Here is a 16,039-nt window from a genome sequence, read left to right as displayed (position 1 = left end):
TTAATTCAATTAAAAGGTGTAAAATTTCGCGGGAGCACAAGATTTGCAAAAACCGAGTCCCTACGAGCGAGATCCTCTACTACCATGCGTGCGATAACTTTTGCCCCGTAAGAATTCAAGTGCGTATTATCCAACGTATCAAAACTTTCAGTTTCCTGCGCGTGAAATTTTGCGCTCTGCTCGGCGCCGATCCTTTCATAAAGGCACTTTGTCATTGCCGTATTGTCGATTAGGGTCACGCCCGTCTGAGCTGCAAGTTCACGGATCGCTTTAGGATAATCTCCGCCGGGAAAACCTTGCACGTTTTCCGTAATATGAATTTTTTCACCGGCGTAAATTCCCTCCGGCGAGCGGCGCACGATCGGCGTGCACAAAATGGGCTCCGCACCTGCAGACAGCGCAGGCAATATATATTTTTCATATAAAAAATATTTAAAAGAACCTTCGTCTTCTTTAGACCCCTCGGCATTCGAATGCCTTTCTTTATCAGGTTTTTCGTCATTATGACCGAAACAGATCAATAAGTAGTCGCCGCTTCCGATATAGTTAATTAGCGCGGAATAATTTTTTTCAATCAAAAAACTTTTCGAGCTTCTGCCTGAAATCGCAAAATTTACGACCTCCGCTTTTTCAGCGAATATCATGTCCTGCATCTTCATCCCGTATCCGTTACGCGGAATAAAAAACGGGTCTTTAAATGGACCTACGGTAGAGTCTCCGGCTAAAAAGATACGCTTCCGGCGGAACTTGCCAAGCCCACCTGAATGTCCTGAATTTTCAGGACGCCCAAGGTTAGACAGATTTTTTTTACGGCAATCTTTGCCGCTGCAAGCTTCGCCGTTGGAATTTTTCACGCTTTCAAGAAATTTCTCCAAAACTTCAGCGGATGCCGAAATTCCCGAATCGATTGTTTGTTCCACGGTGACCTCGTTATGACTATAACACGGATCTAAAAAATCTACAGCTGTAATTCTGCGGCATAATCAAAAAACGTAAATATGTTCTCCATATGAACGTCGTTTAAAACAGCGCTAACACAGAAATTCCGATCCTTTTCAAAAGAAAATGAATAATATATACTGTAGCTTAAATAATGGAGGATACGTCATGGCACATTATTTTGAAGAACCTTCCCACACCTTCGGCGAATATCTTTTGGTTCCCGGGTACTCTTCCGCCGACTGTATTCCCGGAAACGTTTCGCTTCAAACTCCTTTGGTAAAATTCAATAAAAAATCCGGCGAAAAAAGCCCTCTCTATTTGAATATTCCCATGGTATCCGCAATAATGCAGTCCGTTTCGGACGATAATATGGCCGTAGCGCTTGCACGCGAAGGCGGACTTTCGTTCATATTCGGATCGCAAACAATCGAGCGTCAAGCGGAAATGGTTACGAAAGTAAAATCTTACAAAGCGGGTTTTGTAAAATCCGATTCAAACATACGCCCCGAGCAGTCGCTAAAAGAGCTTGAAGAATTGACAAAGCGCACGGGCCATTCGACAGTGGCAGTCACTGAAGACGGAACGTCAAACGGAAAACTCGCAGGAATCATCACCGACCGCGATTACCGCATAAATTATTGTCCGCCGGATGCGAAAGTTCTCGACTACATGACGCCTTTTAAGGACATGATCACGGCGGAAGAAGGAATTTCTTTGAGCGACGCAAACGATCTTATATGGAAGCACAAAATAAACCAGCTGCCGGTGATAGATAAAAAAGGACACTTGCAATATCTGGTTTTCAGAAAAGATTATTCTTCGCACGAACAGCACCCTTTGGAGCTCTTGGACAAAAAGCACCGCTATCTTGTAGGAGCGGGAATAAATACGCGCGATTATATGGAAAGAGTTCCCGATCTTATAAAAGCCGGTGCGGATGTCTTTTGTCTTGATTCTTCGGAAGGATTTTCCGAATGGCAAAAAAGAGCTCTGTGCGATTTGCATAAAAAATACGGCGATAAGATAAAGATCGGAGCCGGAAACGTGGTCGATGCCGAAGGTTTTAACTTTTTGGCCGAAGCCGGCGCCGATTTTGTAAAAGTAGGAATAGGCGGCGGTTCCATCTGCATTACGAGAGAACAAAAAGGAATAGGCCGGGGGCAAGCGACTGCGATCATCGAAGTGGCAAAGGCCCGCGACGAATGGTACAAACGCACAGGGGAATACATTCCCGTATGCTCCGACGGCGGCATAGTTCACGATTACCATATCACATTGGCGCTCGCCATGGGAGCTGACTTTGTAATGCTCGGCCGCTACTTTGCGCGTTTTGACGAAAGTCCCACAAGCAAACTTATGGTAAACGGAAACTACGTAAAGGAATACTGGGGAGAAGGATCCAACAGAGCGCGCAACTGGCAGCGCTATGATCTCGGCGGAACAAGTAAACTTGCATTTGAAGAAGGCGTCGACAGCTATGTTCCCTACGCAGGGCGCTTGCATGACGGCGTAGGAATTACCACCAGCAAGATAATCCACACTATGTGTAACTGCGGCGCGCTTTCCATCCCCGAACTCCAAGAAAAGGCTAAGCTGACCTTGGTGTCGCAGGCTTCCATAAGCGAAGGCTCCGCCCACGACGTAATAGTAAAAAACACATCCATCCATGCAGAATAAGGCAAAGGCCGTCTTGCAGACTTAATTCGGCGGAGGCTTCTGTTTTAAAAGCGGCAGATCGCACCTACGGCAGCTTCGGCGGTCAGGTAAAAGCTGCAGCCTGTTTCTAAACTTGGCGGCAGTCCCCGTTTTAAGACGGCCGCGCTCCTACGGCAGTCAAAAGGGCAGTCCGCGCACTTAAAGAATGTCCCGCAAACGGTTTTATGCGCGGTCAAGCAAAATCTACACGCGGAAAACGCAGTTCTTGTCCGCAAAGGCCGCACTCGAACAGAACGTCCGGCTAACACTTGTCAAGATTCCGCTTCACAGATTATACTCATAAAATAACGGTTGTATAAGTTTATTTTAAGGAGGGAATTCTTATGAATTTCAAAAAGATAAATGCAGTTGCGTCCTGTATTTTTCTGGCAGTTTCCGCTATGGCGATAGCGATTGTCCTGTCCTGTACGAAAAAACCGGCAGGAGAAACCTTTACCGGCATCGGCGAAGGCAACAACGGAAAGATTGAAGTTTCAATCACAGTCAGTAACGGAAAGATAATCGACGGAAAAGTCGTTTCCGAAAAGGAAACGGACTTTGCAAAACCCGCGGCCGCAAAAGTAATGGCTCAGGCCGTAAAAAACGGCAACGCGGATAATTTGGACATAGTTTCCGGAGCGACGGTAACGTCAAAAGGAACCGCGCAGGCGATACGTCAAGCTCTTGCCGCATCGAAGGGAGCTGTTGCCAAAACCGAAAAGGCGGAAGACACATCCTGCGACATCGTAGTGATCGGAGCTGGCGGAGCCGGAATGACAGCCGCTTACAGAGCCAAAACGCAAGGGGCAAATGTCATCCTTCTTGAGAAAAAAGGCGTAGTCGGCGGAAATACCAATTCCGCGACGGGCGGTCTTAACGCAAGCGAAACGGTAATACAAAAAAAACTGGGCATTGAAGATTCCAACGAACAGTATTTCCAAGATACCATGAAAGGCGGTTACAATAAAAACGATCCCACCCTTGTACGCACTATGGTAAATAATTCCGCCGCTATCGTAGATTATCTCATAGACATAGGAGCCGACCTTACCGACGTGGGAAAGATGGCAGGTTCGACAAACAAACGCACCCACCGTCCGCAAGGCGGAGCCGCGGTAGGCCCGCATCTTGTAAAAGTGCTAAGCGCGGCAATTGAGAGCGCCGGCGTAGACTTACGTCTTAACTCGAAATGTACGGGTATTATAATGCAGGACGGAAAGGCCGTAGGAGTAACGGTTTCGTCCGAAGCGGGCGATTATAAAATTTCGGCTAAAGCTGTAATAATCGCTACGGGAGGCTTCGGTGCAAATCCAGACATGGTCGTCTCTTATGTTCCTTCGTTAAAGGGATTCGGCACGACGAATCACAACGGCGCTACCGGCGACGCAATCGAATGGGGCAAAGCGATCGGCGCAGACTTTGTAGACATGGATCAAATTCAAACCCATCCTACGGTAGTTCCGGGTAAGGGCATAATGATCACCGAAGCCGTACGCGGCAACGGCGCCATCATAGTGAACCGCGACGGCAATCGCTTTTGTTCCGAAATGTCTACCCGCGATGTTATGTCAAAAGCCATCCTCGAGCAAAAAGGCGGAACCGCATTCCTCGTATTCGACCAAGCGGTACGAGAGTCGCTTAAGGCAATCGAAGGCTATGCAAAAAAAGGTCTCCTGACCGAAGCTCCGACAGTCGCCGAACTCGCGAAAAAGCTCGGCATACCGGAAAACGCATTGGTAAAAACCCTTTCGGATTATGCGGCAATACAAAAATCGGGCAAGGATCCGATCGGCCGAAAAGCGTCCGAAATGCCTCTTCCTCTGGAAAAAGCTCCGTATTATGCGGTTGAAGTAGGTCCTGCAGTACACCACACGATGGGCGGTCTTAAAATAGACGCAAAAGCGGAAGTTTTAAATACAAAAGGGCAGCCGATTCCAGGCGTCTTTGCAGCGGGAGAAGTTACCGGAGGCGTTCACGGCGGTAACCGCTTGGGCGGCAATGCAATCGCCGACATTGAAGTTTTCGGAAAGATGGCGGCAGACTCGGCTCTGGCGTATATAAAATAAACTCCTAAGAAAAACGGCATGCAAGGAAATTTCAATTTCCGAGGGTGCCGTTTTCTTTTTTAAGCTCTTTTTTTATTTCGTCTATCACGGCCATCACATTTATTCCGTCTTCTAAAGACGATCCTAAAGGCGCCTTACCGTCTAAAAAATCGACCGCATTCTGTACCATATTCGAAAAATAGAGCGTTCTTTTAGGCCGGCGGACAAAACGGTTTTCTTCCAAAGAATAAAACCCCGTATACAGCTTGGATTGTCGGCTTTTATAAAAATGCATGTAGCCGTTGCCTATGCATATGCGTCCCTGAGTACCTGTAATCTCCACTTCAAAAGCAAAAAATTTACTTCGTCCTGAAATAGTTACGGAAACATCGGGACAGACGTCCGTTTTGTAATTGGCGCAAAGGTTTCTGACTACGACAGGTTTTTCCATGTCATAATAAACGCCTGAAAGAGAGGGGCGATAAAGCAACCGTTTTTTTTCTTTTCCGGAAAGTTTTTCAAGAAAGTAAAGTATTATATCTATCAAATGCGTACCGTCATGCAAAAGACTGTAAGATCCGGTCTTTTCGTCTTCGGGCGAATATACCCGCAGCCCGGAGCATAAAACGCCTCTTATACTCTGAATATCGCCGATTTCGCTCAAATAATTTGCAGCGGCGCTATAATCCAAAGCGAACCTTCTTTCATGGTTTACCAGCACGGGAACGTTGAATTCCTTTGCAGCACTGTAAATTTTTTTTGCGTCGCCGGTATTCAGCGCGACGGGTTTTTCAAGTATTACCAAGCGCGGGCGGGATCTTATTACGTCCAGCGCTACAGAGAGATGAAATTCTTCGTTTACCGCGACGGCGATAATATCCGTCTTACAGGAGCGCAGCATATCCGAAACATCGGTATATATTTTGCCGCATCTTACAAAACGTTTCCAACTTTCAAGCTTTAAGAGATCCGTGTCGCATCCGGCTACAAGTTTAATTCTCTTATTCTTTTTTAAGGCCATAGTGTGGGAAGCCGGCTGTTCTCTTTTTTTATCGAACCCGAGGGAAAAACCTATTCTTCCGCAGCCGACGAGGGCCGCCGTATAAATCTTTTTCATATATAAGAATTATCGGCTCATACGGCAGCCGCCTCAACATCGTCTCAACAAAAGAGGTCTTAAAATTCCGCTTGAAGTCGTATTACAAACCCTATAAAATATCTTTATATGGCAGACATAAAGATTTTCCCCGAACCGGACAAAGATACGCCCGAATCGAATTTCGTTCACCTTCACGTGCATTCGGACTATTCCCTGCTCGACGGAGCTTCCAAAATCGGAACTCTCATTGCGCGCGCCAAAGAATTGAACATGAAAGCTCTCGCACTGACAGACCACGGCAACATGTTCGGAGTTTTGAATTTCGAGCACATGTGCCGCGCAAACGGAATAAATCCCCTTGTCGGCGAAGAGTTTTATCTGGCGGAAGGAAGCCGTCTTGAAAAAAATAAAACTCCTTACGGAGCAAACTATTATCACCTTGTTTTAATCGCATGCAATGTAGAAGGCTATAAAAACCTCGCAGTCCTATCTTCCATAGCTTATACGGAAGGAATTTATTACAAGCCGCGCATAGACTGGCCGCTGCTTGAAAAGTATCATTCGGGAATCATCTGCCTGTCTTCCTGCCTTGCCGGGGAACTTCCGCAGGCCTTGATCGCAGGCGATATGCCCAAAGCTGAAAAAATCGCACAGCGTTATTTAAATCTGTTCGGAAAAGATCACTATTACATAGAATTTCAAAACCACGGCATTGAAGAACAAAAACGCATAGAACCGCTTTTACTTCAAATCGCCCAAAAATTCGGCATAACCGCCGTCGCCACAAACGACGTTCACTATTGCCGAAAAGAAGACGCCGAAGCCCAAGACGCACTGCTCTGCATAGGAACGAAAAGTCTTCTCAAAGACAAAAACAGGATGAAATTTGAATCCGACCAATTCTATCTTAAAAGCGAATCTGAAATGGCCGAGATTTTTCCCGGACATCCCGAACTTCTTGCAAACACATTAAAAGTCGCGTCGATGTGCAATCTCACCATTCCCCAGTATTCCACGCAGCAGTTAAAAGACTGCCTTCCCGTCTTCCAAGTTCCTGAGGGATTTAATTCGCAAGACGATTACATGCGGCACATAGTGGAAGAAGGCTTAAAAAAACGCTATGCGGTGATTTCGCCTGAAATAGAACAGCGAAAAGAATACGAACTCAAGATAATATTTCAGATGGGGTTTTCAGGGTATTTTTTGATCGTCTGGAATTTTATCGATTGGGCGAAAAAACACGATATTCCCATAGGGCCGGGACGCGGATCGGGAGCCGGTTCACTCGTGGCCTACGCAATGTCCATAACCGACATAGACCCTTTCCGTTTTAAACTTATTTTCGAGCGGTTTTTAAACCCTGAGCGCGTGAGCATGCCGGACTTTGACGTAGACATGTGCTTCGAAGGAAGGCCTGACATAATCCAATATACGCGCGATCATTACGGAGACCCTCAAGTAGGGCATATAGTAACCTTCGGTACTCTAAAGGCAAAACAAGTTATAGCCGACGTAGGGCGCGTGCTTGACATACCGCTGTCCGAAGTAAACATGTTGAAAAAATGTATTCCCGGAGACCCTAAGGCGACGCTTAAAGACGCATTTACGCCTCCGACGCCGGAACATTCCGACAACGGGCAGCTGATCCAATATAAAGACGATCCTAAGTACCAGCAGCTTTTCCGCCTGGCTTACAAGCTTGAAAACATAAACCGTAACACGGGTCTGCATGCGTCGGGAATCGTCATAGGCAAATCGCCGCTGTCGGAGTGGGTTCCCGTATTCAAAGATTCAAAAACCGAAAAAGTAGCCGTTCAATACACGATGGACATAATCGAGCCGTGCGGCCTTGTAAAGATGGATTACCTGGGGCTTAAAACGCTCACATTAATAAAGCACGCCGAACATATAATCCGGAAACGCCCGGGATTGGAAAATTTTAAAGCGGATCAAATTTCGGAAGAAGATTCCAAAACATTCGATCTGTTCTGCCGCGGAGATACCGTCGCCGTATTTCAATTTGAAAGTCCCGGAATGCAAAAATGGATGAAGCAGCTTAAACCTCATTCCATAGAAGAACTCGTAGCTATGAATGCGCTTTACCGTCCGGGGCCGATGGAATTTATACAACAGTACATAGACGGAAAATGGCACCCCGAAACCATTCACTATCCGGATCCGTGCCTTGAAGACATATTAAAAGAAACTTACGGTGTTATGGTCTATCAGGAACAGGTAATGCAAGTAGCCCAGCGCATCGCGGGCTTTTCACTGGGAGCCGCCGACATGCTGCGCCGCGCCATGGGAAAAAAGAAAAAAGACGTCCTTATGGCGAAAAAGAAAGAATTTATAGACGGCGCCATAAAAAACGGATTTTCCGAACAGCACGCCGATGAAATTTTTGAAATCATGGTTCCGTTCGCCGGCTACGGCTTTAACAAAAGTCACGCGGCCGCGTATTCTGTTGTGGCATACCGCACGGCATACTTAAAGGCAAATTACCCGGCTGAATTTATTGCGGCTAACTTGACAAACGAAATAACCAGCACGGATAAACTTCCGATGTATATCGCCGAAGGAAATTCAATGGGGCTTACGATCGATCCTCCGGACATAAACCGCTCAGACACGGTCTTCGACGTTGTAGACGGAAAGATAGTTTTCGGCCTTATGGGAATAAAAGGGCTCGGACAAAAAGCTGCGGAAGTGATCGTCGAAGAGCGCTCCAAAAACGGACCTTACAAAAGTTTTTTGGACTTTCTTGACCGCGTAGATCTAAAGTCGGTAAATAAGAGGGCTCTTGAAGTGCTCATAAAAACCGGGGCTTTTGACAATCTGGGGCAGAACCGTCCGACTCTCATCCAGAACATGGAAAGAGCGGTGGCCTACGCCGAAGGTAAAAAGCGCGGAACCGATAACGGACAGGCGAGCCTTTTCGGGGAAAACAGCGAAGAAGAGTTCGTTCCTTTTATATTTGAAGAAAGCGAAGATCTTACAAAGATGGAAAAACTGAACCAGGAAAAAGATCTCATAGGCTGTTACGTTTCGGGGCATCCGCTGGACGATTACAAAAAAGCTATCAAAGAGTGCGTAACAGTCACTTCGCAAAACATAGAACGCGAGGCAAAGGAAGCCATGGCGGAAAAAGAAGCTCAGGCCGCAAGCGTGTCCAGAGGAAATCCATGGCAGATGCGCAATACGGGAAAAACTCACACGGCGATGGGCATGCTCATGGAGCTTCGCACTATAAACACTAAAAAAGGCGACCAGATGGCCTTTGCAAAATTACAGGATTTTAACGGTTCAATCGATATAACTTTTTTTCCTAAAACGTGGCAATCGATACGCGGCTCTATAGAAACGGATAAAATTTATGCTTTTAAAGGCAAGGTCGACGGCTCAAGAGACACGCCTTCATTTATCGTAGACAGCATAGAAGATCCCGACAGTCTAAAAGCCCGCGCTATAAGCGAAGTTCATATTCAGCTTGAATCGGCCGCGTGCAGCGAATCCCACATTCAAAATTTACGTGATTTTTTATTTGGCGCTACCGGTTCATGTTGTGTATATTTTCATATAGATACGGAAAACGGTCCGTATATTATAAAGGCAAACGGCCAAATCACGGCGCCTTCAACGGCTGAATTTATTCAAAGCCTTGAATCCAAAGCGGGGGTGTCCGAAGTGTGGACGGCCTAATTTTTACCGGGGGATTTTATGATATCGATCTTTAAACTGCTTACTTCCATGATCAGTATATACTCTTTTTTGTGCTTCATACGCATCATGCTCACATGGTTTCCCGGACTCGCCTACAGCCGCTTTGCGCAAATACTTTCGTCCCTGTGCGATCCGTATTTGAATCTTTTCCGACGACTGCCCTTACGCTTCGGCGCTTTTGATTTTTCGCCTCTCATTTCTTTCGGCGTGCTCATGGTGGCGTCAAGTATTTTCGGAAACCTCGCCATGTCGAGGTCGATCACGTTCGGTCTGTTTTTAGTTTTGGCGCTGAACATGCTCTTACAGATTATCAATTCCCTGATAACTTTTTTTATATTTTTTCTTGTCATACGGCTTATTATCCTTCTAATACGCAGAGATTCATACTCATCCATATGGTCGCAAATAGATTATTCGATCAATCCTCTGGTCTTTAAAATATCAAGCCTGTTTTCAGGCGGAAGACCCATAAGCTATAAAAATTCTCTTATCATTTCAATTTTTACACTGCTGGCATTTAACCTCGGAGTACGATATATCGCAAATATTTTGTTTTCGCTTCTGGCCCGCCTTCCGTTTTAGTTCAGTGTCCGGTATCGATGAAACTTGAAGAAATACGGATACCCGTAGGTTCTCTTCCCGGCGTAGGGCCCGCAGCCGTAAAACTTTTTGCAAACCTCAACGTATTTACAATCGCCGATCTGCTTACATTGTATCCGAGAGATTATGAAGACAGAACAAAGATCGTCACGCTGTCGCAATTCAACAAAGCTAAGGTACATACCGTGGCGGAAGTTACCGCACACGACTGGTTCGGCTACGGCCGCATGAAAACGCTGAAAATCTACATAAACGATAAGACCGCGGAAGCCCAACTCGTCGCCTTTAACAGACCTTTTTTTGAAAAAATGCTTCCGATCGGTTCCGTCATAGTTGTGAGCGGAAGTTTTTTTATAAAGTACAACTCTTTGCAGAGTTCTTCGTTTGAAGTAATAAAACTTTCGGACGGCTTAAAAGACGGCCAAAGCCTTGCCGATTACGAAGGCAAACCGCTTCCCGATTCCGGCGTGATTCCCATCTACCCGTTGACCGAAGGGCTCAGCCTGAAATCAGTGCAAAAGGCGGTAAATGCGGCTCTTAAGCAATGCTGCGCAGGCATCGACGACGAGATTCCTCAGGAAATAATCGCCCAAAGACAACTGCTGTCAAAAAAAGACGCCGTCCGTCTAATCCATCAGCCGGCGCAATATTCGGACATAGAAAAAGCGCGGCAAACTCTTATATATGAAGAGCTTTTCCGTTTTCAGTATTCCATGGCAGAGCGCGCCTATGAACATAAGGGATGTCTTCCCGGTGTTGAAAACACGGAAGATTCGGCAAGTCACCTAAGAAGTGCAATGCGGACGCCTGCCCCCTCCATGCAAGCGCATGATTTTAAGGAAGATCTTTCTCCGCTTCAAAAAAAACTTTTCGAGCAACTTTCGTTTCAGCTTACGGACGATCAAATGAACGTCATAAGGCAGATGAACGAAGACATAGACCGCGGCTACAAGGAAAGAAGCGCGCTGCTAAAAGGCGCCGCAGAAAGTAGATCCGACAAACCTGTATACACTATGGCAAGACTTTTGCAAGGCGACGTTGGATCCGGAAAAACGCTCGTCGCATTCTTTGCCTGCCTTCGCACCGTAAACTGGGGCGGCCAATGCGCGATCATGGCGCCGACGGAAATTCTTGCCCGGCAGCACGCTGAAAACGCAGACCGTTTGCTCGGCTTTATGGGAATAAGGATTGCGTTTTTAACCGCGTCGGTACACGCATCCGGGCGGAAACAGCTTTTAAAAGCGCTCAAAGAAGGCAATATAGATATAGTGATCGGAACGCACGCCCTTTTTTCAAGCACGGTCGTGTACAAGGATCTTCAGACGGTAGTGATAGACGAGCAGCACAGATTCGGCGTAATGCAAAGGAATGCGATCATAGGCAAAGGCTTGCAGCTGGCTTCGCACCGGTACGTTTCGCCGCATTTTCTTATGATGAGCGCAACGCCCATTCCTCAGACGCTCGCGCTCACGGCGTTCGGCGATCTGGATGTTTCCGTAATAAAAACAATGCCGAGCGGCCGAAAACCGGTAATAACTTATCTGGTACGCGAAGGAAATGAAAAAAACGTATACCGCGCCGTCCTCAAAGAACTTAAAGCCGGGCGTCAGGCGTATTTCATTTATCCGGCGATCGAAGGATCCTCTGAAGGCTCCGAACAAAACACGGTAAAAGATAATTCTGCGGACGATGAAACTTTAAAATCAGTGAAAGCCGCCGAAGAAGCGTTCGCCCTTTTATCGTCAAAAATATTCCCCGAATATCAGTGCGCCCTGCTTCACTCTAAAATAGATGAAGATACGCAGATAAGAGTTTTGAAAGAATTCCGGGACGGAAAGATAAAGATACTCGTTGCAACAACGGTAGTGGAAGTCGGCGTCGACGTTCCTTCAGCAACCTGCATGGTCATAGAACAGGCCGACAGGTTCGGTTTGGCGCAGCTGCATCAGTTAAGGGGGCGGGTGGGCCGCGGGAACGCGCAATCTTACTGCTTTTTAGTATACGGCAAAAACATAACGGAATCGGGAATAGCCAGAATGAAAGCTCTGCGCGAAAACACCGACGGATTTATAATCGCGGAAGAAGATCTCAAGCTGCGCGGCCCCGGCGAACTTACTGGAACCGCTCAGTCGGGAATCCTTTCACTTGGAATATCGGACCTCGTCCGCGACCGCCGAATTCTTGAACAAGCGCGGGCGGACGCATTCAACCTTATGCAACGTAAGCTGCAAGGCGGTTGAGCCGTGCAGGATGCTGCATACGGATGATCGCGCTTTTTTCAATCTGGCGTATGCGCTCCTTTGTAAGGTTACAGATATTTCCTACTTCTTTCAGCGACATAGGCTTTGCTCCGCTTAAACCGTAGCGCAGACGTAAAACTTTCGCTTCGCTGGGTTTAAGAGTGCCGAGCACGTTGTTTATATCTTTGTGCATGGATTCTCTCATAACAGCCGCGTCAGGATCTTCGTAGCGGTCGTCTTCTATAAAATCGCCGAAAACGGCGCTGTCATCCTTGGAATTGTGAACTTGAGTATCCAAAGAGATCATTTCACGTGAAATGGCAAGCATTTCGCGCACGTGGCGGGACTGCATACCGAGCATCTGCGCAATTTCGGTTATCTTCTGTTCTTCCGTCTTATCGCCCGTCACAGCCTTGCTTGCCCGTTCGATGCTCACCAATTCATTGGAGCGGTTCAGCGGCAGACGGATAGCGCGACTTTTTTCACAGATGGCTTTTAAAATCGCCTGTCTGATCCACCATACAGCGTAAGAGATAAAATGAAATCCCTTGTCTATGTCAAAACGGTCTATCGCCGTCATGAGTCCTATGTTGCCCTCGCTTATGAGATCTACAAGATCAAGGCCGTGGTTCTGATATTTTTTTGCAATGTTCACAACAAAACGCAGATTAGCCCTGGCAATCTTGTCCTTAGCGATCTTGTCGCCGGCCTTAGCCCTGTTTGCAAGCTCTATCTCTTCTTCGCGGCTCAAAAGCGGAATCTTATTTATATCTTTCAAATAAAGCGATAAAACATTCTCATCATTAATCATCTAAAGCACTCCCCACGGCAATCCTATGCCGTTATGTTGATACATATTAATTAGCAACTTTCATGCCAACTTCTACGTTAGTTCGCTTTTGCGGCGTTTTTACAGGAATTTCTTAGGAATTTCTACGGAACAGCTTTACGGCAAAATAAATTCCGCCGTAACCGCAGGAGATTTAGGCCGAACGCTTTGATTTTTGCCTCATCTGTTCGTGTAATTACAAGTAATACAATGATTTAGCTTGCAAAGCGGTTTTTACACGGAGCGCTCCGACAATTTAAACAAAAAATTTAACTTTAACGCCGAATGTGAGTATATTATTAAAAAGGTTTTTTCCTTAATAAATTTTGCAGATCTTTGCCTTTATGAAAAATAATGATTCTTTTTGACACATATAAACATTCAAAAACGCAAACCGGGTGTTTTTGACACAATTTTTATTCTTATCGTAAAACATGTATCATAAAATACGTTTTTTTATTGACTATAGTGCCCTAGAATTCGTATATTTGAGAAAGAAGTATTCTACTTCTAATTACTAAATACCCATTTTGATTTTGAGGAGTTCTTATATGAAGATCAAACCTTTGGCAGACAGAGTACTTGCAAAGCCCGAAAAAGCGGAAGAAAAAACGGCATCCGGAATAATTATCCCGGAAGCGGCGCAGGAAAAAACACAGACCGCAATCGTAGAAGCCGTAGGACCGGGCACCGATGACGAAAAAATCACCGTTAAAGCCGGCGACTGCATAATGTATGATAAATATGCAGGTACCGCAATAAAAATCAACAAAGAAGATTATCTGATTTTAAAAAACAGCGACATCATAGCTGTGATAGAAAAATAAGATTTCCCATGCGATGTTTCGGCTTTGCCCGAAACTCGCGCACTCGCCGCTCTCGATCCGATTTCGCACTCGAGACGACACCCTAATTCTGCGCGTATTCTGGTGCCGCGCTCGCCGCTGCGGCATAATACTCGCCCGCAATCCTGCGCATATGTTGCTGACGCCCGACCGAAGCCGCGCTCCCGCGTTTATCCCTTTTATTTCTCCGTGCGCAGCTGCAATAAAAGAAGCCGCGCTTTTTCATTTAAAGGATCCAGAGTAATGCAATAATTAAGAGTGCGCAGCGCTTCCGCATTTTTCTTTTGTTTGTCTTGAATACAGGCAATTCTGTAAAGGATGTCGGCTTTTTTTACATTATCCGCCGTTGTTCCGGCTTTTTTTCCGTATAAGTCAAGGGCTTTTTGTTTTGCACCTGTAGAGCTGTAGATCACGGCAAGGTTTATCGCAGCGGAAAAACTCGCGTCTCCAAGTTCTTCCATCCGGTATTCAGGATGCGCAAAAACAACGTGTTCGTACAATGTCCTTGCAATATCCACAAACTTCTTATTTATAGCAAAATACGCTCCATATTCGCATTCCCACGCATCCAAATCATCTTTGTGCGACAAAAGCTGTAAATAAGAATTTTCCGAAGGAACAAACGAATAGCGTTTTTCTTCATAGTCGAAAAACAGATTCTCCGCGTCGCTGATTTTTGCTGCGGATAAAAGAACGTATACGGCATAGCGGACTATCACAGGCGGCCAAAGAGCGTTTTCACGTGACGAATTTTCAAGCATCTGCCACGCTTCGGCTATACGCAAATTTTCAGGCGTTTTTTCTACGCGGTGCCTCAATTCGCTGCGTACAACTTCCAAAAGCGGATCGTGAGTCCGCCTTATGGATTCGTCCATCCTGTAAAGCGCATCGGAAACGCTCACTCTTGGAGAGGCGTCGTATCTTTGCATGCGGAGCGTTCTTACGCCCGAGCTGCGCAGTGCGTTTTCATAAAAATTTTCTTTAGGCGGCCGGCTGCTTTTGTATGCAAACCTGCCGTAGGCTGCGAGTCCCGGAATATAATCTGGAAAATCCCTCACCGCGCTAAAAAGCATATCGTAGCATAATCGATCGTCGCCGTTTTGCGCCGCCCAAAAAGCGCTGTTTACATAGGTGACGGCGATAAAATCATCGGTTTTTCCGCCGGCGCCCGATTCCGCGTCAAATCCGACGGTTTCAAGTAAAAACTCTCTTTCCTGCTGAGCGGCGGAATAGTCGCCCAAACAGATCAGAGCGTCCGCCTTTAGAGCCGAAATTCTTGCGCGGGAAATTTCCGGATTTTTACGGCTGGCGGCAAAAAACAGATTTTGCGCGAGAGTAAAATTTTGAGCCGCCTGCATGAATCTTGACGAATCATACTGGACTAGCCCCCAAAACAAAGCGTCTTCCGCCGTATAGATCTGTGACGGTTGAAGCAGAGCCGCGTCTTTTATCTTATTGTCATGAATAAGCGCTACGGCGCAATTTTTAAGCCATAACGTGTTTTTTGAAGTTTCGTATGCAGCGCGAAACACGGGAATATATGACGCGTTAATAAAATCATTTGGGGTTGGAGCCGGCAACTCGGAAATTCTTTTTTGCAAGAGGGCTTCGGAATAAAGGGATTCATAGCGGGTGCCTAAAAGTTTTAATGCGAACGGAAATGAGTCTTCCAATTTTCCTTCGCGAAGTAAAGCATGGGCACGCACGGCGTTCAATTCCGCGTTTGAAGGTTCTTTTTTCAGCGCCTTCAAAATAATGCGTTCCGCATTTTTATATTCCCCCAGTTGCCTGTAGCGCCTGTATACTCCCAAATACGAAAAAGAATTAAACGCTTTTTTTTCAGCGATCGAAAGCCCCTTCAATGCCCCGTTGACGTCTCCTTGCGCGATCAGAGCGTCTACTACGTCAAGTTCGGAAACAAAGGCCTTGTCGTCGGAATAAAGCGAACAGTAAACTGCCGGTACGATAAGCGGCGCAAGAAGGAAAATAAAAATTGCCGTAAAATTATGCCGGCGAAAGATCAT

General features: G+C 46.2%; 10 protein-coding genes. 6 read left to right on the top strand and 4 right to left on the bottom strand.

Going from position 1 to position 16,039, the window contains the following annotated elements; genetic code table 11:
* Positions 1-5: 5 nt before the first annotated feature.
* The gene (locus HRI96_RS02190) at positions 6-920 is read right to left on the bottom strand and encodes a rhamnogalacturonan acetylesterase (protein WP_210117901.1); all 915 of its coding nucleotides are present in this window, start codon (positions 918-920) and stop codon (positions 6-8) included.
* A gap of 187 nt (positions 921-1,107) precedes the next feature.
* On the opposite strand from HRI96_RS02190, the gene HRI96_RS02185 reads away from it, so the two are divergent.
* Positions 1,108-2,619, top strand: a complete 1,512-nt coding sequence (locus HRI96_RS02185; protein WP_210117900.1) for an IMP dehydrogenase — start codon at positions 1,108-1,110, stop codon at positions 2,617-2,619.
* A 362-nt stretch (positions 2,620-2,981) separates the two neighbouring features.
* Positions 2,982-4,703, top strand: coding sequence for a flavocytochrome c (locus HRI96_RS02180; protein ID WP_210117899.1), 1,722 nt, complete (start codon positions 2,982-2,984; stop codon positions 4,701-4,703).
* A gap of 31 nt (positions 4,704-4,734) precedes the next feature.
* Here the strand turns inward: HRI96_RS02180 and HRI96_RS02175 are convergent, their stop codons facing one another.
* On the bottom strand, positions 4,735-5,799 hold the full coding sequence (locus HRI96_RS02175) for a Gfo/Idh/MocA family protein (protein WP_210117898.1): 1,065 nt from the start codon (positions 5,797-5,799) through the stop codon (positions 4,735-4,737).
* 108 nt (positions 5,800-5,907) lie between these two features.
* Between HRI96_RS02175 and dnaE the strand changes: the two genes are divergently transcribed.
* From dnaE to recG, 3 genes are read left to right on the top strand one after another with little or no spacing between them, the layout of a single operon-like run.
* A complete protein-coding gene (dnaE, locus tag HRI96_RS02170) occupies positions 5,908-9,480 on the top strand; it encodes a DNA polymerase III subunit alpha (protein WP_210117897.1) in 3,573 nt (1,190 codons plus the stop codon).
* 18 nt (positions 9,481-9,498) lie between these two features.
* Positions 9,499-10,083 carry a YggT family protein gene (locus HRI96_RS02165; RefSeq protein ID WP_210117896.1) on the top strand — a complete coding sequence of 195 codons (585 nt, stop codon included), beginning with the start codon at positions 9,499-9,501 and terminating at the stop codon, positions 10,081-10,083.
* A 17-nt stretch (positions 10,084-10,100) separates the two neighbouring features.
* Positions 10,101-12,341 (top strand): ATP-dependent DNA helicase RecG, encoded by a 2,241-nt coding sequence (recG, locus tag HRI96_RS02160; RefSeq protein WP_210117895.1) that lies wholly within the window; start codon positions 10,101-10,103, stop codon positions 12,339-12,341.
* Here the strand turns inward: recG and HRI96_RS02155 are convergent.
* Entirely contained in the window at positions 12,313-13,152 is an 840-nt protein-coding gene (locus tag HRI96_RS02155) for a sigma-70 family RNA polymerase sigma factor (protein ID WP_210117894.1), read from the bottom strand. The genes recG and HRI96_RS02155 overlap by 29 nt on opposite strands.
* Before the next feature lie 569 nt (positions 13,153-13,721).
* Between HRI96_RS02155 and HRI96_RS02150 the strand changes: the two genes are divergently transcribed.
* Positions 13,722-13,997, top strand: coding sequence for a co-chaperone GroES (locus tag HRI96_RS02150; protein WP_210117893.1), 276 nt, complete (start codon positions 13,722-13,724; stop codon positions 13,995-13,997).
* A gap of 197 nt (positions 13,998-14,194) precedes the next feature.
* Here HRI96_RS02150 and HRI96_RS02145 read toward each other — a convergent pair whose 3' ends face one another.
* Positions 14,195-16,039 (bottom strand): tetratricopeptide repeat protein, encoded by a 1,845-nt coding sequence (locus tag HRI96_RS02145; protein ID WP_210117892.1) that lies wholly within the window; start codon positions 16,037-16,039, stop codon positions 14,195-14,197.

The sequence above is a fragment of the Treponema parvum genome, from assembly GCF_017893945.1.
In the GTDB taxonomy this organism is placed as follows: domain Bacteria; phylum Spirochaetota; class Spirochaetia; order Treponematales; family Treponemataceae; genus Treponema_D; species Treponema_D parvum_A.
Note: the sequence above shows the minus strand (reverse complement) of the source record. Positions and strands in the feature narration are given on the sequence as shown.

Coding starts and splice junctions, on each gene's coding strand:
- HRI96_RS02145 (WP_210117892.1), bottom strand. CDS start 16,039: ATGATCTTTCGCCGGCATAATTTTACGGCAATTTTTATTTTCCTTCTT.
- HRI96_RS02150 (WP_210117893.1), top strand. CDS start 13,722: ATGAAGATCAAACCTTTGGCAGACAGAGTACTTGCAAAGCCCGAAAAA.
- HRI96_RS02175 (WP_210117898.1), bottom strand. CDS start 5,799: ATGAAAAAGATTTATACGGCGGCCCTCGTCGGCTGCGGAAGAATAGGT.
- HRI96_RS02155 (WP_210117894.1), bottom strand. CDS start 13,152: ATGATTAATGATGAGAATGTTTTATCGCTTTATTTGAAAGATATAAAT.
- dnaE (WP_210117897.1), top strand. CDS start 5,908: ATGGCAGACATAAAGATTTTCCCCGAACCGGACAAAGATACGCCCGAA.
- HRI96_RS02185 (WP_210117900.1), top strand. CDS start 1,108: ATGGCACATTATTTTGAAGAACCTTCCCACACCTTCGGCGAATATCTT.
- recG (WP_210117895.1), top strand. CDS start 10,101: ATGAAACTTGAAGAAATACGGATACCCGTAGGTTCTCTTCCCGGCGTA.
- HRI96_RS02165 (WP_210117896.1), top strand. CDS start 9,499: ATGATATCGATCTTTAAACTGCTTACTTCCATGATCAGTATATACTCT.
- HRI96_RS02180 (WP_210117899.1), top strand. CDS start 2,982: ATGAATTTCAAAAAGATAAATGCAGTTGCGTCCTGTATTTTTCTGGCA.